Raw genomic sequence first — 19,686 nt, 5'->3', positions numbered from 1 at the left:
AAAAAATGGTCGAACCCTACGTGATTTATGCCGGCATTAACCTCACAGCGTCACTCTCCTCCCCAAAACGAATGCGCCGATGGCTGATATGGTCAATCAGCGCTTCATCGTGGCTGACCACCAGCAGCGCACAGTTCTGCTCTGCGGCGACCTCGACTAACAGCTCAATGGTCTGTTGCTGGGTCAGCAGATCCAGCCGCGAGGTGGGTTCATCGGCAAACAGAAACACCGGGTCCAGCAACAGCACGCGCAGCAGGGCAAAACGCTGCAGCTCACCGCCGGAAATCTCACCGGGATAACGGTCCAGCAGCAGCGGGCGCAGCTTCAGTCGTTCCATCAATGGCGCAATGCGTGCGCCGTCCAGGCGATGACGTTTCACCACATCACTTAATGCCTGACGCAGCGTGACACGCGGGGCAAAGGCCGACGGCGGGTCCTGGAAAATCTTCTGGTATTTCACCGCGGCTAACTGGCGGTCGCGCACCACATCCCCGCTGTCAGCGGCAAGCAGCCCGAGCAGGATATCGCCGAAGCTGCTCTTGCCACAGCCGCTGGGGCCGGTAATGCCAATCACCTCCCCGGCATGGACGCGCAGCGACTGGTCGCTGAACAACTGACGGCCTCCGCGCGTGATACTCAGGTTATGGGCTTCCAGCACCACGTCACGCGCGTGTGCAGCAGGTAAACGTGCGGCCCAGCGAGCCGGATCGGCAGCCAGCAACGCCTGGGTATAAGGATGCTGCGGCTGCGTCAGTACCTGCTCTGCACTGCCGCGCTCGATGATTTCACCGCGCAGCATCACCGCCACTTCACCGCCGATCTGGCGGGCCAGTTCGATATCATGGGTGATGGTCAGCAACCCACCGCCTGCGCGCACTTCCTGCAACAGCAGGGCGATCACTTCATCACGCCGCGCCACATCCAGTCCTTTGGTCGGTTCATCGGCGACAATAATGTTCGCCCCACCGGCCCGCGCCGCGGCAAAGGCCACGCGCTGGGCCATCCCGCCGGACAGTGCCTGCGGCAGGCGGTCAGCTGCGGCGGCCACGCCCAGCGCATCCAGATCGCGCAGGGCGGCCTCGCGGGCCGGTTGCGCTTTCATGCCACGCAGAAAGCGGTAGCTCTCGGCCACCTGCTCGCCTGCACGCATGGTCGGGTCCAGCGCCAGCCACGGCTCCTGCGGCAGAATGCCCAGCCGATGCCCCCAGAAGGCACGCGCAGGACGAGAAGCCAGCGGCAGCGCCTGACCATCAACGTGCAGCGTGCCGCTGGCCTTCAGTCCGGCGGGCAGCGTGCCGATCACCGCCTGCGCCAGCAGGCTTTTACCCGATCCGGTTTCCCCTAACAGCGTAAACGGCTGCCCGGCACGCAGCGTAAACGACAGCGGCTGCACCAGTAAATCGCCGCCGCTAACGGCCGCCTGTTCAATATCCATCAGGATCATGCTTTCTCCCTGCCTGCCAGCAACAGCAGGCTTAACACCAGTAAAAACACCACCACCACGGGCTGCAACAGCGCATACGGCGCTTCTTCATAATAGGGCAGCAGCTCGGTCATCATCAGCCCCAGCTCCGGGGTCGGTGGACGAACGCCAACGCTCACAAAACCTAATGCAGCAATCGCCATAATCGCGCTGGCCGCCCCAAAGGCCGCTACGGTCAGCACCACGGGTGCCATCTCCGGCCACAAATGACGGCGGAAAATCAGCCACGGACTCAGGCCCAGCAGACGCGATGCCTGCACGGCGGGTGAGCTCAGCAGCGGGCGTGCAATGGAGCGACTGATGCGGAAGTACTCCACCCACAGCAGCAGAGAAATCCCGACATACAGCATCACGGCCGAGTCAGGCACCAACGCGGTGAGCAGCAGCACCAGCAGCAGGCCGGGCAGCGCCAGAAACGCATCGGCCAGCAGTGAGACGCCACGATCCACCACACCCCCACGCCAGGCTGCCAGCACGCCCAGCAGAATGCCGGGGATCATCGCACTCAGCACGCTGACAAAGGCCAGCCCCAGCGACAGGCGGATCGCCGCCGTCAGACGGGCAAACAGGGAACGCCCCAGATGGTCATAACCGAAGGGGGCACTGAGGTCAGGCCATTGCAGTGCCAGCATCAGCTTCTGCCGCACCGGGTCCTGCGGCCACAGCAGCGGCAGCACAAAAGCAAACACCACCAGCAACAGTAACAGTGCTGCCCCGGTCCGTTGCGCCAGCGAACTGCGGCGCACTATCATCATCATCATGCATTTTTCCTTCGCGGATCGAGCCAGTAACACAGCCCGTCACTGAGTGCGTTGAGCAGCACAAACATCAGCCCCATAACCAGAGCCGTGCCCTGAATCATCGGGACATCGCGGGCAAAAATCGCATGCACCAGTGCATGACCAATCCCCGGCCAGGCGAACAGCGTCTCCACCACGATCACGCCTTCAATCAGGTAGATAAACTGAACGCTGAGGTACGTCACCAGCGGCACGCTGACGTTGCGCAGACCGTGCCGCCAGAACAGCGTGCCCTCTTTCAGCCCTTTGGTGCGGCCAAATTGATACCAGGCCGAGTCAGTCACCTGACGCATGGCGTTGCGCGCCACCCGGCTGGACACCGCTGCCAGCCCGAGGGCCAGCGTCAGGGCGGGCAGCAGCACATGCTGCACATCGCCATAGCCGGCTGCAGGTAGCAGCCCCAGGTTGAGCGCAAAGATCACCACCAGAATCAGCCCCAGCACAAAGTGCGGCAGCGCACGCAGCGTGGTGGAGATTGCCAGCAGCACCCGATCCAGCTTCCCACCGGGGGACAGCCCGGCCAGAATGCCCAGCGGCGGGCCGAGCAGCAGTGACAGTAGCAGCGCCACGGCCGCCAGCAGCAGGGTCTGCCCCAGCTGATGACCTATTTCTTCCATCACCGGCGCACCGGACACCAGCGAGTTGCCGGGATTGAAGTGCAGCAGTTGCACAAACCAGTCAGCCAGCGCCTGCCAGGCCGGGCGATCCAGCCCCAGTTCTTGCTGAACCGCGCTGGCCGCCGCCGCATCAACGCGGTCATAACCGTAACGCCCCGCCGCAATACGGTAGGCAATATCCCCCGGCAACGAGCGCATCAGCACAAAGGTCAGGCCGCCGACCAGCAGCGCCACCAGTCCGGCCTGCAACAAGCGGTAGCCCAGCATGCGTATCATTCAGCCCACCTCATTTTTTCCAGTCCGAAGGTGCGCTCAAACGGGTCCAGCGTGGCACCACTCAAACGTTTAGACACGGCCGCGGTCTGCTGATACCAGGCCACCGGAATGGTGGGCAGATCGGTTTGCAGAATGCGCGTTAACTGCTGACGTTCTGCCTGGCTTTTCGTCGCGTCGCGGCCCTGCACCAGGTCGGCCAGGGTCTGATTGAACGTGGCGTTGCTCCAGTTCATTGCGCCCCACTCTCCGCCCTGTGGTGGATAATCCTGCAACAGCGTACCCAGTGGATCTGGCGTCAGCGCAAAGTTACGTGCCACCAGCGCCAGCGCCAGCGTGCCGTCATGATGCTTCGCGGCAATTTCCCCGGAGTTGGTCGAGTTGATCGCCACCTGCACGCCCACTTCACGCAGCTGTTGCTGGATGGCCGCCGCAATCAGTGGCAGCTCCGGGCGGTCAGGATAGGTGGTCAGCGTCAGGGAGAACGGCTTGCCGTCACGTTGCAGCACGCCGTCTGCTCCCGGTTTCCAGCCAAGCTCCGCCAGCAGCGCCTGGGCCTGCTGCGGCTGATTCGCCAGAGGCGTCAGGCTGGCGTTATGCCACTGCGCCACGGAAGGGGGAAACAGCTGATCGGCTGCCGCCGGATAACGCAGGATGGCACGTGCAATGCCCTGACGATCGAGCGCCATGCTCAGTGCCTGACGCACACGCACATCATTCAGCAGCGGATGCCCGGCATTCACCTTCAGCAGTACGCTGCGTGGGATCGAGACTGACAGCAACTGCACGTTGCGGTTGTTTTTCAGACGGCTGCGGCTGGCAGGATCGAGATTCAGCACCATATCGGCATTGCCACTTTCAGCCAGCAGGGCACGGGTTTCCGCGCGACCCACGGCCATGTAGCTGGCCTGCTCAATGGCAGGGGCTTTGCCCCAGTAGTCGTGGAAACGGGTCACGGTCAGCTTCTGCGGTGCCTGCAAGGAGGTCATCCGGTACGGGCCGCTACCGATAATCTGCACCACTTTGTGCGCGGCATCATAGGACGCAGGTGCAAGGATCTGAGCACGGTTTTCCGCCAGCATACTGAGCAACGGCGTAAACGGCTGGCTGAGCGCAATCACTACCTGCCCGGCTTCGGCACGGATGGCGGTAACCGGGGCTTTATCCAGCAGGCCGGGTTTACTGCGTGAGACTTCCAGCGCATTCACCACACTCTCAGCGGTCAGCGCACTGCCATCATGGAATTTCACGCCAGGGCGCAGGGTAAAGCGCCACTGCAGACCATCGTCGGACACCGTCCAGCTGGTCGCCAGGCCAGGCAGCGGCTGCCCGGCGCTATCCGCGTTGACGAGGGTTTCGACAATCGACATTTTCAGGAAAATATCGCCAGACAGCGTCGGGTCAGTGCCTTTGATTTCGAAGGGGGCGACCAGGGCGGCGACCCGCTCAGGGGCAGCGCTGGCCGGGGCGGCAACGGCCGCCAGCATCAGGGCCAGCAGCGGCGAGCGTAAAAATTTGTGCATCCGTTATCAATCCTTTATCCAGAGAAAGGGAACAACGCAGGCTGACGCCCGCGCTGCGGATGATAACTGTTACTTTATAACATTACAATTGGCAATCTGTAGTTACAATTCCCCGTATTTAACGGGGGATTCTGTGTACCTGGAGATAACGCCTGCCACGGGACGACCGAAAAAAGGTCATCCACTGAGGGATCCCCAGCCATTTTTGTCGCTGGCAGTCTGGCTTCAGGGCTGAGGCCCGTTTGAGCACGCCGGAACGGCAACGGCCGCATCCCTGCGGGCCTCGGCACGCGACGTCCTGTCGCGTGACGTCCGGCTTACCTCAAACGGGCCCCATCCCCGCAAGATAGCGCTCGCTGTAAATTTTAAAACCCCGACTGCATGGCGATCTTTCGTAGGGGGCGATCATCTTTTCCGATCGCCCCGTAACTCCGGATTGGCGTCCTGCTCAACATTACGGGCAAGACGGTATCTACGCGCCCTGAGTTGTTTTCGGGTTGGGTGTTGACCTGGGTTTTGACGTTCAGGCGGCATTCAGCAGCGCTGAGGAAGCACCGTGAACCAGGACGAACCGCCAGGACGGCGGTGAGAGGGAGAGCCGGCACAGGGATGTGCCGTCACGACCGGTGCGTCGGTGAACGACGCTTGCGAAGGCATCCACGCAGTGGACTCAGCGCCAGCCGCAAGCCCGGGTCCCCAGGGTGGGGACGACTGCCCACCCTGGGTCGCTCAGCCCACGCAGCGGGAAAGCGAAACGCCCTTGACGTTGACATTGACCTGGACCTTGACCTGCACCATCGGCAGGCCATTACCACGGGGCGACCGGAGAAAAGGGTACCCCCTACGGTTTGAGGTGACCCGGATTCAACGTCTCAGAGGCATATCTTCCCTCAGCATCACTCTCCAGCGGCCTGACCTGCGCCGTCATCACCCCCTGCCCTTCGCCATATTTATGCTGTAAGGCCCGCTGCATTTCATGCAGGATTTCGCCATCCAGCTTGTAGTGACGCAGGTAGATCCACAGCGTGAGAACAAAGAACACCAGCGGCAGACCAATCATAATCCCCTGCATCCCCATGATGGTGCTGGCTGACTGCTGCGCGCCTGGCACATACCCCACCACACCCAGCATCACACCAATCAGCAGCCCGGCAAACGCGGCACCGGCTTTCACCACCATGGTCTGCACCGAGAAAGCGATACTTTCAATGCGAACGCCCAGCGCGTAGTCGCCGTAGTCCACGGTATCCGCGACCATAATCACCAGCATCACCCAGAAGAACGCCCCGCCAATGTTGACCAGAATCCCGGACAGTGAAATCAGCGTGGCGCTCTGTGGCGCATACATACCCACCACCAGCAGCAGCAGACAGCTCATCACCGGCAGCACCGAGGCGCTAATCCAGATCGCCCGCCGTGAGAAGCGCGCCACCAGTTTCGGGAAGCAGAGGATGGCGATCAGGTTGGCGATCCCGGCATACATCATGTACCACGGGAACAGCTCTGCCCGGCCCACCACATAGGTAAAGTAGTAGATGGCAAACGCGGTGATCACGTTATGTGCCAGATTCCAGGCCAGCGCCATCAGCAGCAGCGCAAACAAGGGGCGGTTGCGGAAAATCATGCTGAGTACGGCTTTAATGGTGGTCTGCTCCGGTGCATTCGGCACGGCAGAGGAAGAGTATTTCTCTTCGATATTACGCAGCGTGATGATCGCCGAGAGGATAAAGAACACCACCAGGATCAGCGAGAACAGCATAAACCCCTGTCCTTTGTTGCCGTCACCCAGGTAATTCACCAGCGGCAGACCGATCACCCCGGTGGTGTAACCCGCCAGACTGGCGAAGAAACGCGGCCACGGGATCAGCGCTTCACGTTCCCGTTTGTCGAGGGTAATGCAGGGCACCAGCGACCAGAACGGCACGTCCATCAGGGTATAGGTAAAACCCCACAGCAGATAGGTCGCCCAGATCCACGCAATCAGCGCACCGCCCTCGAAGTTATGCGCACAGAAAACGGAGACCAGCACCACCGAATTGCTCAGCGTACCAATCAATATCCAGGGTTTAAACTTGCCCCAGCGGGTGCGGGTGCGCTCAACAATCCAGCCCATCACCGGGTCAAAGAAGGCATCGAGAATGCGCGCCACCAGGAACAGTGAGGCCACCATGCTGACCGACACCCCTACCACATCGGTGTAGTAGTACATCAGATACATATAGATAATGCCGATGGCAAAATCCTTACCGAATGCCCCCAGCCCGTAGCTGATTTTTGTTTTTACCGAAACTGTCATCGTGATTAATCCCTGCCAGTGTCATCGTAAATGGCGACCGTAAACGGCCGCCACGAGCCAAAGCGCTGTACCCGTTTCAGGGATTAACGGTAAGTGGGTAACCAGTCACCGTGGGCGGCGATCAGTTCGTCGCACAGTTTCACCGTGTCATCAATCGACAGTTCAGCAGAGGTGTGCGGGTCAAGCAGCGCAGCATGGTAGATATGCTCTTTTTTATGGCTGATGGCAGCCTCAATGGTCAGCAGCTGGGTATTAATATTGGTGCGGTTAAGCGCCGCCAGCTGTGGCGGCAGGTCGCCCACATAGCATGGCGTCACACCCTGACCATCCACCAGACACGGCACCTCTACGCAGGCCTGGGACGGCAGGTTGGTGATCAGCCCATGATTCAGAACGTTGCCGCCAATCTTATACGGCACATCGGTTTCCATCGCTTCAATCATCCACGACGCGTACTCGTGGCTGCGCGTATGGCTGAGGTTCTCGTTTTGCGTCAGCTTATCGCGCTGCTGATGCCAGCGGTCGATCTGCTCAATACAGCGACGCGGATATTCATCCAGCGGAATATTAAAACGCTCAATCAGCTCTGGATAGTGGCGCTTGATCCAGTACGGCATATATTCCGCATTGTGCTCGGAGGACTCAGTGACATAGTAGCCAAAGACGCGCATGATTTCGTGACGCACCATATCGTCATGCTTATCCGTCAGGGCCAGCGCACGGCGTTTGATCTCCGGGTAAATGTCTTCGCCATCACGGGTAATATTCAGTAGCCACGCCATGTGGTTGATACCGGCAATCTGCCATTTCACCCCGTCCATCGACATATCAACGGACTTCAGCAGCGTCTCAGCGCAAACCTGCACGCTGTGGCACAGACCAACGGTTTTAATCCCCGTGTGTTGCAGCATGGCACCGGTCAGCGACGCCATCGGGTTGGTGTAGTTCAGCAGCCAGGCATCCGGGCACACCGCCTCCATATCACGGGCGAAATCCAGCATCACCGGAATGGTGCGCAACGCACGGAAGATGCCGCCAATACCGAGAGTATCGGCAATGGTCTGGCGCAGGCCGTACTTTTTCGCGATCTCAAAATCAGTGATGGTGCAGGGATCGTAGCCGCCCACCTGGATGGCGTTAATCACATAGCTGGCCCCCTGCAACGCAGGGCGGCGCTGCTCCACGCCGGCGTATTTCTCAATGCGAGCTTTGCCCTGGCACAGATTGGCATTGAGATTATTCAGCATCAGCCAGGAGTCATTAAGACGTTCAGCGTCAATGTCATACAGGGCGATATCCACCTGCTGCAACGCGGGCGTTGCCAGAATATCCCCCAGTACATTCTTCGCAAATACCGTACTGCCTGCTCCGAGAAACGTAATTTTCATTGTTGTGCCCTTTTGAATCCATGAGGTGAAGTTGCACTCACTTTAGGCAGCAGGCGCACAGCTGCCTATGTCATTTTTTGACATTTATATGGTTAAAAACGACCGCCAAATCGAACTGTGATCTGGCTCGCTAATTACCGCTCCCGGCAGGAAAAATAACGGTGCAATGTCACAATCCGGGGTTGCCTCACACCGTCTCCTGACGATTTACTGCTGTAATAAACTGAAAAAGAACAGGAAAATGCCATGCAGAAAGATATTCACCCCGATGATATTGCCCAGTTTGGTCTGAACATTTATCAGTACGGGCATGAAGTCTGCGCCAGCCAGCACAGCTATGGCCCGGCGGTACGCCAGCACTATCTTTTACATTATGTGATACGCGGCGGCGGGACGCTGTTTAGCGGCGATCGGCGCTGGCCCGTGCGTCAGGGGGAGGCATTCCTTATCCATCCGCATGAGATCACCACCTACACCGCCGATAAACAGCAGCCGTGGGAATATATGTGGGTGGAACTGGATGGGTTGATTGCGTTAAGAAGCCTGGAAAAATGCGGGTTACGCCGCGACATGCCAGTGTACCGGCCAAAAGAAGCGCTTTCTCCCTGCCCGGCCTACCCGTTTTTGCAACAACTGGTGGCGCAGGACCCGGTACATTCGCTGCGTATCGCCGGGTTAACCTGCCTGTTTCTTGATGCGTTAATCGCCAACGTGCACCACGAAAGTGGTGACGAACCCCGTTGCGGAAATAAACACCTGGACAGTGCCATTCAGTTTATTGAACGCCACTATCACCGTAACCTCGCGATTGGCGAGGTGGCAGACTACTGCAATATTGACCGCAGCTATCTCAGCCGCCTGTTTCAACAGCAGTTTGGCTATGGTCCGAAACAGTATTTGTTGTTGCTGCGGATGGAGGTGGCGACTTCGCTGCTCTCTGACCCTGGCCTGCCAATAAAAGTAATAGCTTATTCATTGGGTTACACCAGTCAGATGCAGTTTGCTAAGGTATTTCAGCAACACTTTCACTGCTCCCCTACGCAGTGGCGGCGCGAGAAAGCACGCCCGGCCTGATGGCTGGCTGAGATTCTGCCATACTCTGTGGCACTGCCCGGCTACGGGCCGGATTCTCATCACCGTGAGGCGCACGATGAATACTGAACTCAGCCCATCCCCTGCCTACGGCCAACTGCACAGCGCCCTGCTGGAACAACGTTCCCGGGTGCAGTCAGCAGAGGTAATTCATACCATTAATCGCGCGTTACTGGCCGGAGAACGTGTCAGCGCAGCGTTTTACGACCTCAGCCAGCTTAAGCTCTTGCAACAACGAAAAATTCTGCCGCTGATCACCCCGGAAACAGAGGATGAAGTGGCCGCTTTTATTGCTGCACTTAACCCGGTGGTGCCCACGACGCTGGTGAATGAAGCCCAGTTTTGTGAGCTGCAGCAGCGTGTCAGCCATCTGAGTGAACACTTTCGCTGGCAACATGCCAGCCTGCTGCTGGTGCAGAATGCGCTGTTTGTCCGCACCTGGCACCACTGGCAGCAAACGCTGGAGACGCTGTTCAGCGCGGGCGATAATGCCGCGGTGTTTACCCGGCTTGAGCAGGTATTGAAGGATTCCAGCGGTAAGATCCCGGTGCTGGGCGAAGCGCGTGAACTTTATCGGGCGCTGGAGGGATTGCTGGTGAGTTGCCGTCAGAAGGCGGAAGAAAGCAGTGGCGAGCAGGATGCGCTGGCCGGGTATATTGCCGCCGCCGACATCGCCACCCGGGGGATTATCACCTTCGGCGCCACCGCTGAAGCGGTATTACGCGGCCGCCCGCTTCCCACGGAGGCACAGCTGAAAACCCGCATTAAAGAGCATCACACCAGCGTCACCGAGCGCATGCATCCGTGGTTTTCAACAGTGTAGTCAGCCCGCTATTATTCGATAAAAGTGGCAAGCGGAATGCTGAACCGTTTCGCCAGCGCTCTCATATGTTCCAGCGTTAAGGCCCGCTGGCCACTCATGATCATACTCACCAGCGAGCGGCTGCCAATCTCCTGTTGGAAGCTGCTCTGGTTCAGGCCATGCTGATCCATTAAAACCCGCAGTACTGCCAGCTCGCGCGGTGTTGCATCAATACGCGCATTAAAATCCGCGAATGCCGGTGCAACATTTTCCCAGGCGGAAATTTTCTTCGCCAGAATATCGATCAGTGGATTTTCATCATCGTGATCGATCAGGTACTCCACCAGCACCAGTGCATCTTCATAGTCATGCGTGGTTGCTTGACGGCCAAGGAAAGGAATCGCATGAATCAGTGCAGCACTGGCACTGAGTGCGGTATGAAATTTTTTTTCTGCAACCCTCATTCCGGGTGCCTCCGATAGTAGTCCGTTAACCTGTCGTATTCATCGTGCGTAACAATATGCTTAATAAATACATTTTGTGTCTCAAACTTGATGTAGGTAATGATGCGCAGGTGGTTCCCTGCGGCATTGATGACCCACCATTTACGCCGATACTTGAATCTGTCCAGTGAGGCAAACTGGGCTTTCAACTGCTCAGGTGTAATGTAATCCCTTGAGTTCAGCACCTTCCAGATATCATCAAGCGAGAGTGCTGCGTTCGGATAGCAGCGGGCAGCCTCGATAAACGGTCGTTTTGAGATAACACGCATAGATCCCTCTTCGTTATCATGGTTGCAAAGTATACCAACATCCCTTTATGGTCACAATATGTGAACAAGTATTTTATCGCAGACCGGTTTATATGGCTATTTGCTGACGGCAATTTTGCGAGGCACTATTTGTAAATCAGCGCCTCAGGCGCTACTCTGGCGCCGGTTTCCACTGAAAATGATGGATATAGATTCACTATGCCAGCCCCCGCCAAACGTAAAAACGATCCGGAAGGGTTAAAGAAACGCATCCTTGCCAGCGCCCTCACCACCTTTGCTGAATTCGGCTTGCAGGGTGCACGTATGGAGCAGATTGCCGAGGATGCACAGACCACCAAGCGAATGGTGGTGTATCACTTCACTAATAAAGAGCAGCTGTATATCGAGGTTCTGCACCTGGTGTATCGCGAGATCCGCCAGCATGAGACCGGCCTGAATCTGGCCGAGATGTCTCCAGCCATGGCCATTGCCCGCCTGGCGGAAGCCAGCTTCGATTATCACATTTCGCATCCCGATTTTATGCGGCTGATCTGCAGTGAGAACCTGATGCGTGGCCGCTATATTCGCCAGTCAGAGACGATCAAAACGCTGAACCAAAGCGCGCTGGATGTACTGGATGCGGTACTGATACGCGGAAAACAGAGCGGAGAGTTTGATCCGCATGTCACCACCGTGGACGTTCACCGCCTGATCAGCAGCATCAGCTTCCACAACGTCGGCAACCATTACACCTTCCATACGTTGTTTGGCGGCAATGAAACCGAACAGCAGAGCCTGGCGCGTAACCGTCGGCTCGTGGTCGATGCCACCCTGCGCTATCTGCGCCCTGAGCGCTAACTGATACAACCGATTTAAATCGGTTCGACTCAATTCTTCCGCTATGTCGTCATAGCGGTTTTTTTTCGTCTACGCTTAGTGCCTGGCTGAACTGCCTGCCCTCGCCCTCCATTCACCCGTTATTGTCCTGAACAGGAGCTGTCAATGACACGCGAAACGATCGGCTATCCCCGCCGTCAGCCACATCTTTCCCCCCACGAACCTCTGGTGTGGAACTGGGCACAAAATGCCACGCTGGCGAACACCACCCAGCAGGCGCAGCCCGCCAGTGAAGGCGAACTGCAAACCCTGCTGCGCCATCATCGTGGCCGTGTGCGCGTGATGGGCAGCCGCATGTCTCCCGGCCGGATGCTGGCACTCCATCAGCACGACGATGTGTTGATTGATACCTCAGCGCTGCGCGGTTTTATCGACAGTGATGAGCACAGCGCCACGTTTGCCGGGGGCACGCCGCTGCATGAGGTGTATGAACATCTGAAAGCAATGGGACGTATTCTTCCCGCCTCTCCGGGCGTCATTGATGCTCAGACCCTGGCCGGGGCACTGGCAACCAGCACGCATGGCCAGGGGTTGCAGCAAAGTAGCATCGGCGACGAAGCGCTGAGCATTCGTATGGTGCTGGCCGATGGCCACATTGAAACCTTTGACCGTCAGCATCCCTGGTTTGCGGCGGTGCAAACGGGTCTGGGATGTCTGGGTGTGGTCACCGCCGTGACACTGCGCACACAGCCTGCGAAGGTGTATACCTGCTTTAAGAATGCCGTCAGCGCCGATACGCTGGAAAGCGATCTGCTGACGTGGAACCGCGACTATGCACTGAGTAAGGCCTGGTGGTTCCCCAATGAAAACCAGGTGCATGTTTGGGCGGCGCGTGAAGCCAGTGAGGAGGAACAGGCGCTGTATCAGGCCAATCATGGCGATATGGTGAAACAAGAGCAGACCAGCGATGCCATGAATCAGACCATCGATCAGACGCTGGAACACATGCGCAGTGATACCCAACTCACTGATGAAAATGGTAAACCTTTTCGTACCGTCACGCGCTTTAAAGACTTCTCCGACGTTACCGGTGATATCTATCAGGTGTTCTGTCGGGGGATTGCCACCCCACAGATTAATGTCGAAATTGCTATCCCGCTGGCACGTGCCGGCGCGGTGATTGCCCGCATTAAACGCTGGCATGCCGAGGTGCAGCCGCATATGCATTATCCGGTCATCCTGCGCTGTACCGGGGCATCGGAGAGCTGGCTCAGCCCGTCTTATCAGCAGGAGAGCTGCTTCTTTGGCTTTGTCATCTATTACGCTGAAGATGGCTCACTCTCCCCGGAAGGGATGGAATTTTTGCAGGCGGTAGAAAAGCTGCTGGCCGAAGAAGGCGGCCGCCCGCACTGGGGGAAATACTTTGATGCGTCACTGTATGACTGGGCAAAAATCTACCCGCAGTGGCAGGCCTTTACGCAGGTGCGTGAAGCACTCGATCCCCGGAACAGCTTCAGCAATACGTTCAGCCAGCGACTCTTCGATCAAGGAGCAAAAGCATGAAGGCATGGGTGACACTACTGACACAACCCGAATATCTGATCGGCGTGCGTGCTTTGCAGACATCCCTTCAGGCCACTGACACTCAGTACCCGCTGGTGGTGATGGTGACCGGGAATATTGATGCCGGGGCACGGCAACAGCTCGAACAGGCCGGCTGCCTGCTACGTGACGTGGCACCGCTGCGCCCCAACCCGCAGTTGAAGGAGAGCTACGCCAATGCGCGTTTTTCGGAAGTGTGGACCAAGCTGGCCGCATGGACACTGACGGAGTTCGAACAGGTCGCTTTTCTTGATGCCGATATGCTGGTTATCCAGAATATGGATGAGCTGTTTCACCTGCCGCTGGCAGCAGGGTCGCTCGCCGCCTGCCATGCCTGTCGTTGCAATCCCAACAAGATAGCCAGTTATCCGGCTGACTGGGTGCCGGAGAACTGTTTCTATAGCTGGTGTGATGGGGTTGATCACGTAGAGCAACCGGACAAGGTGGATAATTACCTGAACGGGGGTTTTCTGCTGCTGACGCCCGACCGTGGGGTGTTTGATGCCATGCTGGCACAGTTGGCCGCACTGGATGATCTGTCGACGTATCTGTTTGCCGAGCAGGACTTCCTGAATCAGTTCTGGCGCGACCACTGGCAGCCATTGCCGTATATCTATAATGCGCTGAAAACCCTGCCCCACCAGCACCCGCGGATCTGGGCGATGCCACGGGTGAAAAACATCCATTACATCATTGATAAGCCCTGGGAGAAGCAGCCCGATCCTGATGACCGCTATTACACGCTGAATAAGCTGTGGTGGAACGCTGTATCGTCGGGTTGAGACATGTTGAACCGGGCGGGGGCTGGCCCCCCCCCACCGCATAATCACACGACGTACCGCCCCGTGCCCAGATTAGTTGTATCGTAGGGGTCAGACATGTCTGACCCGGGCGCGGCATGCCCCGCCCCTGCAAAATCAGGCGCCCCTGCTGCTATTTTTCTGGCGCAAACAGCGGCACGGGTTGCCCGCTGATATAGCGTTTGCGTAGTTTCGCCGAGAGGTGGTCCATGATCATTACGATCACGACCATGATCAGAGTAATAAACATCACCACGTCCCAGTTCCACAGGCGCATATTTTCGGCGTACACCAGGCCGATACCGCCAGCGCCGACAAAGCCCAGCACGGCCGCCGAACGGGTATTCGACTCAATCTGATACAAGCTCAGCGCCAGAAACGCAGGGAATGACTGGGTGAAAATGCCGTAACGGTGTTTTTGCAGGCTGTTGGCCCCCACCGCATTTAACCCGCGTCCTGGTGAACGTTCCACGGCTTCATGCCCTTCGGCATAGAGTTTCCCCAGCAGCCCGACGTCCTGCATGATAATCGCCAGCACCCCGGCCAGCGGCCCCATGCCGACAGCACGCACGAAAATCAGCCCCCAGATTGCCATATCAATTCCGCGCAGGATATCCAACAGGCGACGAACCACCAGCGCCACCGGACGCAGCACAGGCGTGGCCATCACGTTGCGTGCCGCAAGGAATGACAGCGGTAAGGCCAGCAGTGTGGCGGTGATCGTACCGGCGAAGACAATCGCCAGCGTGATAAAGATCTGGCTGAAATAGTAGGCAAACGGCCAGTTCGCCACGTCATGCCAGACAAACATGCGCATAAAATAGTGCGCCAACTGGCCTAAGCCAATAGTGAGCTGCTGCCAGCTGATGCCAAACTGGGTGAAGAAAAACACGTAGTAAAGCAGGATGGCTGCCGCAATCAGCCCGATGCGCCTCAGGTAGCTGCGCTGAATGGCAAACAGCGCCTGATGCTGCTGCTTCATGCCTTCCAGCTTGTCACTGCCGATCAATCCCATCATGAGCGGTTTCCTTCCACAACGCGCTGACGCACCCGCCCGGAGACCATGTCCAGCAGCGAGACCACCACAATAATCAGAATCAGCGTCATACTGACCTGGTCATAACGGTCCAGTTTGATGTTAGTCATCAGCTCCTGGCCGATGCCCCCCGCCCCCACCAGTCCGAGGATCGTGGACTGACGGAAATTCACCTCAAAACGCATAAAACCATATGAGAGAAACACCGGTTTGACCTGCGGCCAGAGCGCGAAACGCATACGCTGCAACGACGATGCCCCGCAGGACGCCAGGCCACGCACTGGTTTATCTGACGCACTTTCAATCGCTTCATAGAACAGTTTGGTCAGGCTGCCAATGGTGTGCAGCGCCAGCGCCAGAAACCCCGGGATCACGCCAATACCAAACGCCATGACAAACATCACTGCCCACGCCAGTTCCGGCATGGTACGCAGGAAAGCCACACAGGTACGAATGGCGAAACTCACGCTGCGCGGTGTCTGGGTGTTGCTGGCAGCGAAAAAGGCCAGCACGCCCGCCACCATCACCGATGCCAGGGTCGCGGCCAGCGCCAGTTGCAGTGTTTCCCAAATCAGCGGCAGTTGAATGTGCAGACGATAGCCCCAGTAAGCCAGTGAGCCTTCCGTATGACTGTCGGCAAACAAGCGTGAAGCACTCAGCGTGGGCACGGTTTCTGCGAGGTAATCGAAAAAGTGCGGCAGCGACACCCAGATGGTGTGCAGATTAAATTCCGCCATCTGGCCGGAGGCGAGGTACAGCACCAGCAGCGTCAGGGACCACAGCAGCGTGTCGCGCTTCTGCTTACCGCGGATCTGCTGGTAATAGCGTTCAAAATCGGGATGTGTCATGCGGATACCTGAGTGAAGGGCCGACGGCAGCCGACCCTTATCAGCGGAGAAGAAAACGGGTGATTAACGGGCTTTGGTCAGCGCACGTTTCATATCGATGATCGCCTGATAATCAGCCACGGTAGCCGGGCCGATATGCTGGGCGCCACCCACAGCTTTGACGAAGCAGCTGTGATGTTCGGTATCCAGCTTTTTGATAGCCGTGACCAGCTTCGCTTTGAAATCAGCAGGCAGCTTGTTGCTCACCAGCACCGGACCGTTCGGGATCAGCGGTGACTGCCAGATAATACGAATTTTCTTCATCAGGTCCGGGTTACCGGCACGGATCATTCGGGTGAAAGCACCGCTGGTGTAACCGGTGTTGTAATCGCCGATCATCGAGGCCCAGGTCACTGCGCCTTCGAACTGACCGTTCAGCACGCCCAGTACATCCTGCTCGTGGCCGCCGGAGAAGGTCACGCTGGAGAAGTGGCCTTTGTATTTGTCATCCACCGAACCGCCAAACTCTTTCTTGAAGCTTTCGTTCGGGATCAGGAAGCCGGACGTGGAATCCGGGTCGGCCATACCAAATGATTTGCCTTTCAGGTCGGCCAGTGTTTTGTACGGACTGTCCGCTTTCACCACGACAACAGAGTGATAGCCGCGTGATTTATCGGCGTCATCCACCACAATGCCAACCACATCGACAGCTTTCGGGTCATTGATGTAGACCGAGGCATACGATGACGGTGACATGCTCAGCACCATATCCACTTTGCCACCGATCAGGCCCTGGATCACACCAGAATAGTCAGACGAATTACGCAGTTTGGTATCAACGTTCAGCTCTTTATCGAAGAAATCTTTCACGCACTGGTTATCACCAATCTGCTGCGTGGCATTCTGGCCGCCGAGGATACCTAAATTCAGTTCTTTCGGTGCGTCAGCGGCAGAGACGTTAGCTGCCATCACACTTCCGATTACTGCTGCGAGAATCATTTTTTTCATTGCTGAGTTCCGTGTCCCATAAAAGTGTTATTACCCGTCATGCCTGCGTGTGAACGTCAGGCGTGGTGGGCATCGTTAAGTTCAGAGTTTTCGTCGCCATACAACACATGCAAAAGATCATCGGTCAGTTCTGACGGATGGCCGTCAAACACAATGCGGCCCTTAGCAACGCCAATGGCACGCGTACAATATTCTTTCACCAGCTCCACCGAGTGCAGGTTCACCATCACGCTGATGCCGTTTTCACTCACCTGACGCAGCACATCCATAATGCGCCGGGTATTTTTTGGGTCGAGCGAGGCAACCGGCTCATCGGCCAGCAAAATCTTCGGGTTCTGCATCAGCGCACGGCAGATCGCCACACGCTGCATCTGTCCACCGGAGAGATTTTCTGCCCGCTGCAAGGCCTGAGGCAGCATGTTCAGCCACTCCAGCAGGCCGATAGCGCGGGCACGATCGGCATCGGGGAAGATTTTAAAGAAGGATTTCAGCGTCGAGGTCTGGCTCAGACGGCCCAGCAGGACATTGGTCAGCACATCCAGCCGCGGTACCAGGCAGAAATCCTGGAAGATCATGCCGCATTCGCTGCGCCACTGGCGCATCTGCCGGGTATTCAGCTCAACAATGTTCTGTTGTTTGCCATGATCATTGAAGTGAAGGATGGCGCCTTCGCTGGCCGGGAGGGTGCCATTCAGCACATGCAGCAGCGTTGATTTTCCTGCGCCGCTGCGGCCAATGACCGCCACCAGTTCACCAGCGTGCAGGTCAAAGTTAATGTCCTGCAAGACACGCGTCTGTGTGCCGTATGATTTTCCGAGTCCATTCACTGACAGCACTTTTGCACGATGCTCCGCGTGGGGGATCGCCTGCTGCTGGGGGGCAATTTTTAACAATGCCTGTGCCATGTGTTGTCCATTATCAGGTTGCGCGTTATCCGCTGTGCGCCCTATTAACCACCTGTGCGATGAACGTTTAATGACAGAGGGGTGATGGAAGCATGACAGACCGAAAAGGGCACTGAGCAAATTAACAAAGATTGAATGTTTATCCCCTCCCGCCGATAACCCTGTGGACAGCTAACTCTAATAATATCGTGACCAGCATTCGTCGTATTGCCGATCAGACCAACCTGCTGGCCCTCAATGCGGCGGTGGAAGCCGCCCGCGCAGGCACACAGGTCCGCAGCTTCGCGGTGGTCGCCAACGAAGTGCGCACGCTGGCGCAAAACATCAACCGCGCCACCACCGAAATCGAGCAGATGGTGCAGCAAAATCACCAGCTGGCGAGCAAAGCGCAGAAAGGCATTACCTCAAACCTGCAACGTGCCGACCGTGGCGTTGAACTGGCGCAGGAAGCCGGCGGCGTTATCGCCGATATCCGCGACAGCTCAGATAATGTGTTACGCGCCATCGGCCACGTCACCGCCACGTTAAAGAGCGATTAGGCGTCGCCCCATCGACCTGCACAACGGCATTATCACTCCGGCAAAAAGGCCGACCCCAAAAGGTCGGCCACTGCGAATAATCAGATCTGTTTATTGATAAGCCGCATCAAAAAATGCCTTTTCCAGCGTCACGGCGCGCAGGAAGAAATCCTCACACTGCGCCTGCTGTGCCGGGCCAACACGGTCGAGCTCCTGACGTAAAAAGGCGACAAATTCGCGGAAGTCGGGGTTATCGTGCAATGTAATCCACTCGGCGTGAACAAAACTGGCTGGCAATGGCACCGGGGCCTGTGACGCCCAGTCGAGATACAGCCACTCGGCGACGTTCAGTACGGTGAGGATGACCGCATAGGAGCGCGTCGCGGCAGCCTCCAGCATGATCGCCTTAAATCCCGCGGTAGGAGAAGTGTCCGGTTCGGCGTCGCGCTGCGCGGCGCTAACGTCCAGTGCCTCAAATGCGCGCAGAAAATAGGTGTTCTCTTCACCGGAGACAACCCCGGCGCAGCGACCAAAGCGCAAACGGGCTGCCGGGGTGTCGGCACTGGCAATGGCCGATCCGACTAAGGTGAGGAAGCTGTCGAGAAAACGGTGATCCTGGGTGAGGTAAGTGCTCATCACCTGGCGATCCACGCTGCCATCATAGAGTTCACGAACAAAGCGATGCGTGACGGCCTGTGTCCAGATGGGCTGGCTCAGGGTACGGAGTGTGTCAGTAAAACGAGTGGTCATCAGGTAGTCCTTATAAGCAGACTACCGGCAAAAGAGAGGTAAGAGGCCCCATCCCTTCGCCGGCATTATCCGGATCAGGTGTTAAGGGTCATCGCGCTGAATCTTTTACGATTTCTCAGCCAGTTGCCTGGCTCCCCCTGGAGTAGTAATTAAGTCAGTAATTTTCCGGAACGTCAATGTTGCTGACGCGGGACATTGGGCGAGGCATGCCTCGCCCCTACAGAATGCGCAGGTCAGTGGGTGTTGCATTACGGGCCGCGGGCGAGGCATGCCTCGCCCCTGGAGAATGCGCAGGTCAGTGGGTGTTGCATTACGGGACGCGGGCGAGGCATGCCTCGCCCCTGGAGAATGCGCAGGTCAGTGGGTGTTGCATTACGG

General features: G+C 57.5%; 18 protein-coding genes, 1 pseudogene and 1 riboswitch. Of the genes and pseudogenes, 6 read left to right on the top strand and 13 right to left on the bottom strand.

Translation table 11 applies throughout. The features are described 5' to 3' along the window. Window positions 1-25: 25 nt before the first annotated feature. The 6 genes from WH279_RS13140 to WH279_RS13115 all read right to left on the bottom strand — a co-directional run bounded on the left by WH279_RS13140 (window position 26) and on the right by WH279_RS13115 (window position 8,380). The gene (locus WH279_RS13140; protein ID WP_339457114.1) at window positions 26-1,444 is read right to left on the bottom strand and encodes an ABC transporter ATP-binding protein; all 1,419 of its coding nucleotides are present in this window, start codon (window positions 1,442-1,444) and stop codon (window positions 26-28) included. Continuing rightward, on the bottom strand, window positions 1,441-2,241 hold the full coding sequence (locus WH279_RS13135; protein ID WP_339458676.1) for an ABC transporter permease: 801 nt from the start codon (window positions 2,239-2,241) through the stop codon (window positions 1,441-1,443). Before WH279_RS13135 ends, WH279_RS13140 begins: the two co-directional genes overlap by 4 nt. Then, window positions 2,241-3,176: an ABC transporter permease gene (locus tag WH279_RS13130; RefSeq protein ID WP_339457113.1), complete on the bottom strand. Its 936-nt coding sequence runs from the start codon at window positions 3,174-3,176 to the stop codon at window positions 2,241-2,243. The genes WH279_RS13135 and WH279_RS13130 overlap by 1 nt, the downstream gene beginning before the upstream one ends. After that, a complete protein-coding gene (locus WH279_RS13125) occupies window positions 3,173-4,696 on the bottom strand; it encodes an ABC transporter substrate-binding protein (RefSeq protein WP_339457111.1) in 1,524 nt (507 codons plus the stop codon). The genes WH279_RS13130 and WH279_RS13125 overlap by 4 nt, the downstream gene beginning before the upstream one ends. Before the next feature lie 841 nt (window positions 4,697-5,537). After that, on the bottom strand, window positions 5,538-6,992 hold the full coding sequence (gene melB, locus WH279_RS13120; protein ID WP_133842986.1) for a melibiose:sodium transporter MelB: 1,455 nt from the start codon (window positions 6,990-6,992) through the stop codon (window positions 5,538-5,540). 83 nt (window positions 6,993-7,075) lie between these two features. Continuing rightward, window positions 7,076-8,380 carry an alpha-glucosidase/alpha-galactosidase gene (locus tag WH279_RS13115; protein WP_339457109.1) on the bottom strand — a complete coding sequence of 435 codons (1,305 nt, stop codon included), beginning with the start codon at window positions 8,378-8,380 and terminating at the stop codon, window positions 7,076-7,078. A 246-nt stretch (window positions 8,381-8,626) separates the two neighbouring features. Here WH279_RS13115 and WH279_RS13110 point away from each other — a divergent pair, with 246 nt between their 5' ends. Together WH279_RS13110 and WH279_RS13105 are read left to right on the top strand one after the other, a co-directional pair. Beyond that, window positions 8,627-9,454: an AraC family transcriptional regulator gene (locus tag WH279_RS13110; protein ID WP_339457107.1), complete on the top strand. Its 828-nt coding sequence runs from the start codon at window positions 8,627-8,629 to the stop codon at window positions 9,452-9,454. 76 nt (window positions 9,455-9,530) lie between these two features. Then, the gene (locus WH279_RS13105; protein WP_200640327.1) at window positions 9,531-10,295 is read left to right on the top strand and encodes a hypothetical protein; all 765 of its coding nucleotides are present in this window, start codon (window positions 9,531-9,533) and stop codon (window positions 10,293-10,295) included. A gap of 11 nt (window positions 10,296-10,306) precedes the next feature. Here WH279_RS13105 and WH279_RS13100 read toward each other — a convergent pair whose 3' ends face one another. Then, window positions 10,307-10,738 (bottom strand): helix-turn-helix domain-containing protein, encoded by a 432-nt coding sequence (locus WH279_RS13100; protein WP_159337048.1) that lies wholly within the window; start codon window positions 10,736-10,738, stop codon window positions 10,307-10,309. After that, complete coding sequence (locus WH279_RS13095) at window positions 10,735-11,046, bottom strand: type II toxin-antitoxin system HigB family toxin (protein WP_339457105.1); 312 nt, start codon at window positions 11,044-11,046, stop codon at window positions 10,735-10,737. Before WH279_RS13095 ends, WH279_RS13100 begins: the two co-directional genes overlap by 4 nt. Window positions 11,047-11,244: 198 nt before the next feature. Here WH279_RS13095 and WH279_RS13090 point away from each other — a divergent pair, with 198 nt between their 5' ends. The 3 genes from WH279_RS13090 to WH279_RS13080 all read left to right on the top strand — a co-directional run bounded on the left by WH279_RS13090 (window position 11,245) and on the right by WH279_RS13080 (window position 14,246). Continuing rightward, window positions 11,245-11,883 (top strand): TetR/AcrR family transcriptional regulator, encoded by a 639-nt coding sequence (locus tag WH279_RS13090; protein ID WP_339457103.1) that lies wholly within the window; start codon window positions 11,245-11,247, stop codon window positions 11,881-11,883. A gap of 144 nt (window positions 11,884-12,027) precedes the next feature. Further along, on the top strand, window positions 12,028-13,425 hold the full coding sequence (locus tag WH279_RS13085) for a D-arabinono-1,4-lactone oxidase (RefSeq protein ID WP_339457101.1): 1,398 nt from the start codon (window positions 12,028-12,030) through the stop codon (window positions 13,423-13,425). Further along, window positions 13,422-14,246 carry a glycosyltransferase family 8 protein gene (locus tag WH279_RS13080; RefSeq protein ID WP_339457099.1) on the top strand — a complete coding sequence of 275 codons (825 nt, stop codon included), beginning with the start codon at window positions 13,422-13,424 and terminating at the stop codon, window positions 14,244-14,246. The genes WH279_RS13085 and WH279_RS13080 overlap by 4 nt, the downstream gene beginning before the upstream one ends. A 151-nt stretch (window positions 14,247-14,397) precedes the next feature. Here the strand turns inward: WH279_RS13080 and phnE (WH279_RS13075) are convergent, their stop codons facing one another. The 4 genes from phnE (WH279_RS13075) to phnC form a co-directional block, all read right to left on the bottom strand. Next, window positions 14,398-15,282 carry a phosphonate ABC transporter, permease protein PhnE gene (gene phnE, locus WH279_RS13075; RefSeq protein WP_171149424.1) on the bottom strand — a complete coding sequence of 295 codons (885 nt, stop codon included), beginning with the start codon at window positions 15,280-15,282 and terminating at the stop codon, window positions 14,398-14,400. Beyond that, window positions 15,279-16,148 (bottom strand): phosphonate ABC transporter, permease protein PhnE, encoded by an 870-nt coding sequence (phnE, locus tag WH279_RS13070; protein WP_339457098.1) that lies wholly within the window; start codon window positions 16,146-16,148, stop codon window positions 15,279-15,281. Before phnE (WH279_RS13070) ends, phnE (WH279_RS13075) begins: the two co-directional genes overlap by 4 nt. A 63-nt stretch (window positions 16,149-16,211) precedes the next feature. Further along, the gene (gene phnD / locus WH279_RS13065) at window positions 16,212-17,135 is read right to left on the bottom strand and encodes a phosphonate ABC transporter substrate-binding protein (protein WP_133842968.1); all 924 of its coding nucleotides are present in this window, start codon (window positions 17,133-17,135) and stop codon (window positions 16,212-16,214) included. A gap of 56 nt (window positions 17,136-17,191) precedes the next feature. Next, the gene (gene phnC, locus WH279_RS13060) at window positions 17,192-18,040 is read right to left on the bottom strand and encodes a phosphonate ABC transporter ATP-binding protein (protein WP_339457096.1); all 849 of its coding nucleotides are present in this window, start codon (window positions 18,038-18,040) and stop codon (window positions 17,192-17,194) included. Between the two features lie 185 nt (window positions 18,041-18,225). On the opposite strand from phnC, the pseudogene WH279_RS13055 reads away from it, so the two are divergent. Further along, window positions 18,226-18,579, top strand: a pseudogene (locus WH279_RS13055) (methyl-accepting chemotaxis protein); the annotation flags it as partial. A 90-nt stretch (window positions 18,580-18,669) separates the two neighbouring features. On the opposite strand, the gene WH279_RS13050 reads toward WH279_RS13055, so the two are convergent. Continuing rightward, entirely contained in the window at window positions 18,670-19,308 is a 639-nt protein-coding gene (locus tag WH279_RS13050; protein WP_339457094.1) for a TenA family protein, read from the bottom strand. 34 nt (window positions 19,309-19,342) lie between these two features. Next, window positions 19,343-19,456: riboswitch (TPP riboswitch) on the bottom strand. Between the last annotated feature and the right edge of the window lie 230 nt (window positions 19,457-19,686).

The sequence above is a fragment of the Erwinia sp. MYb375 genome (assembly GCF_037479175.1).
In the GTDB taxonomy this organism is placed as follows: Bacteria; Pseudomonadota; Gammaproteobacteria; order Enterobacterales; family Enterobacteriaceae; genus Erwinia; species Erwinia rhapontici.
The sequence above is the reverse complement of the archived record's forward strand: the minus strand, read 5'-3'. Positions and strand labels throughout refer to the sequence as shown.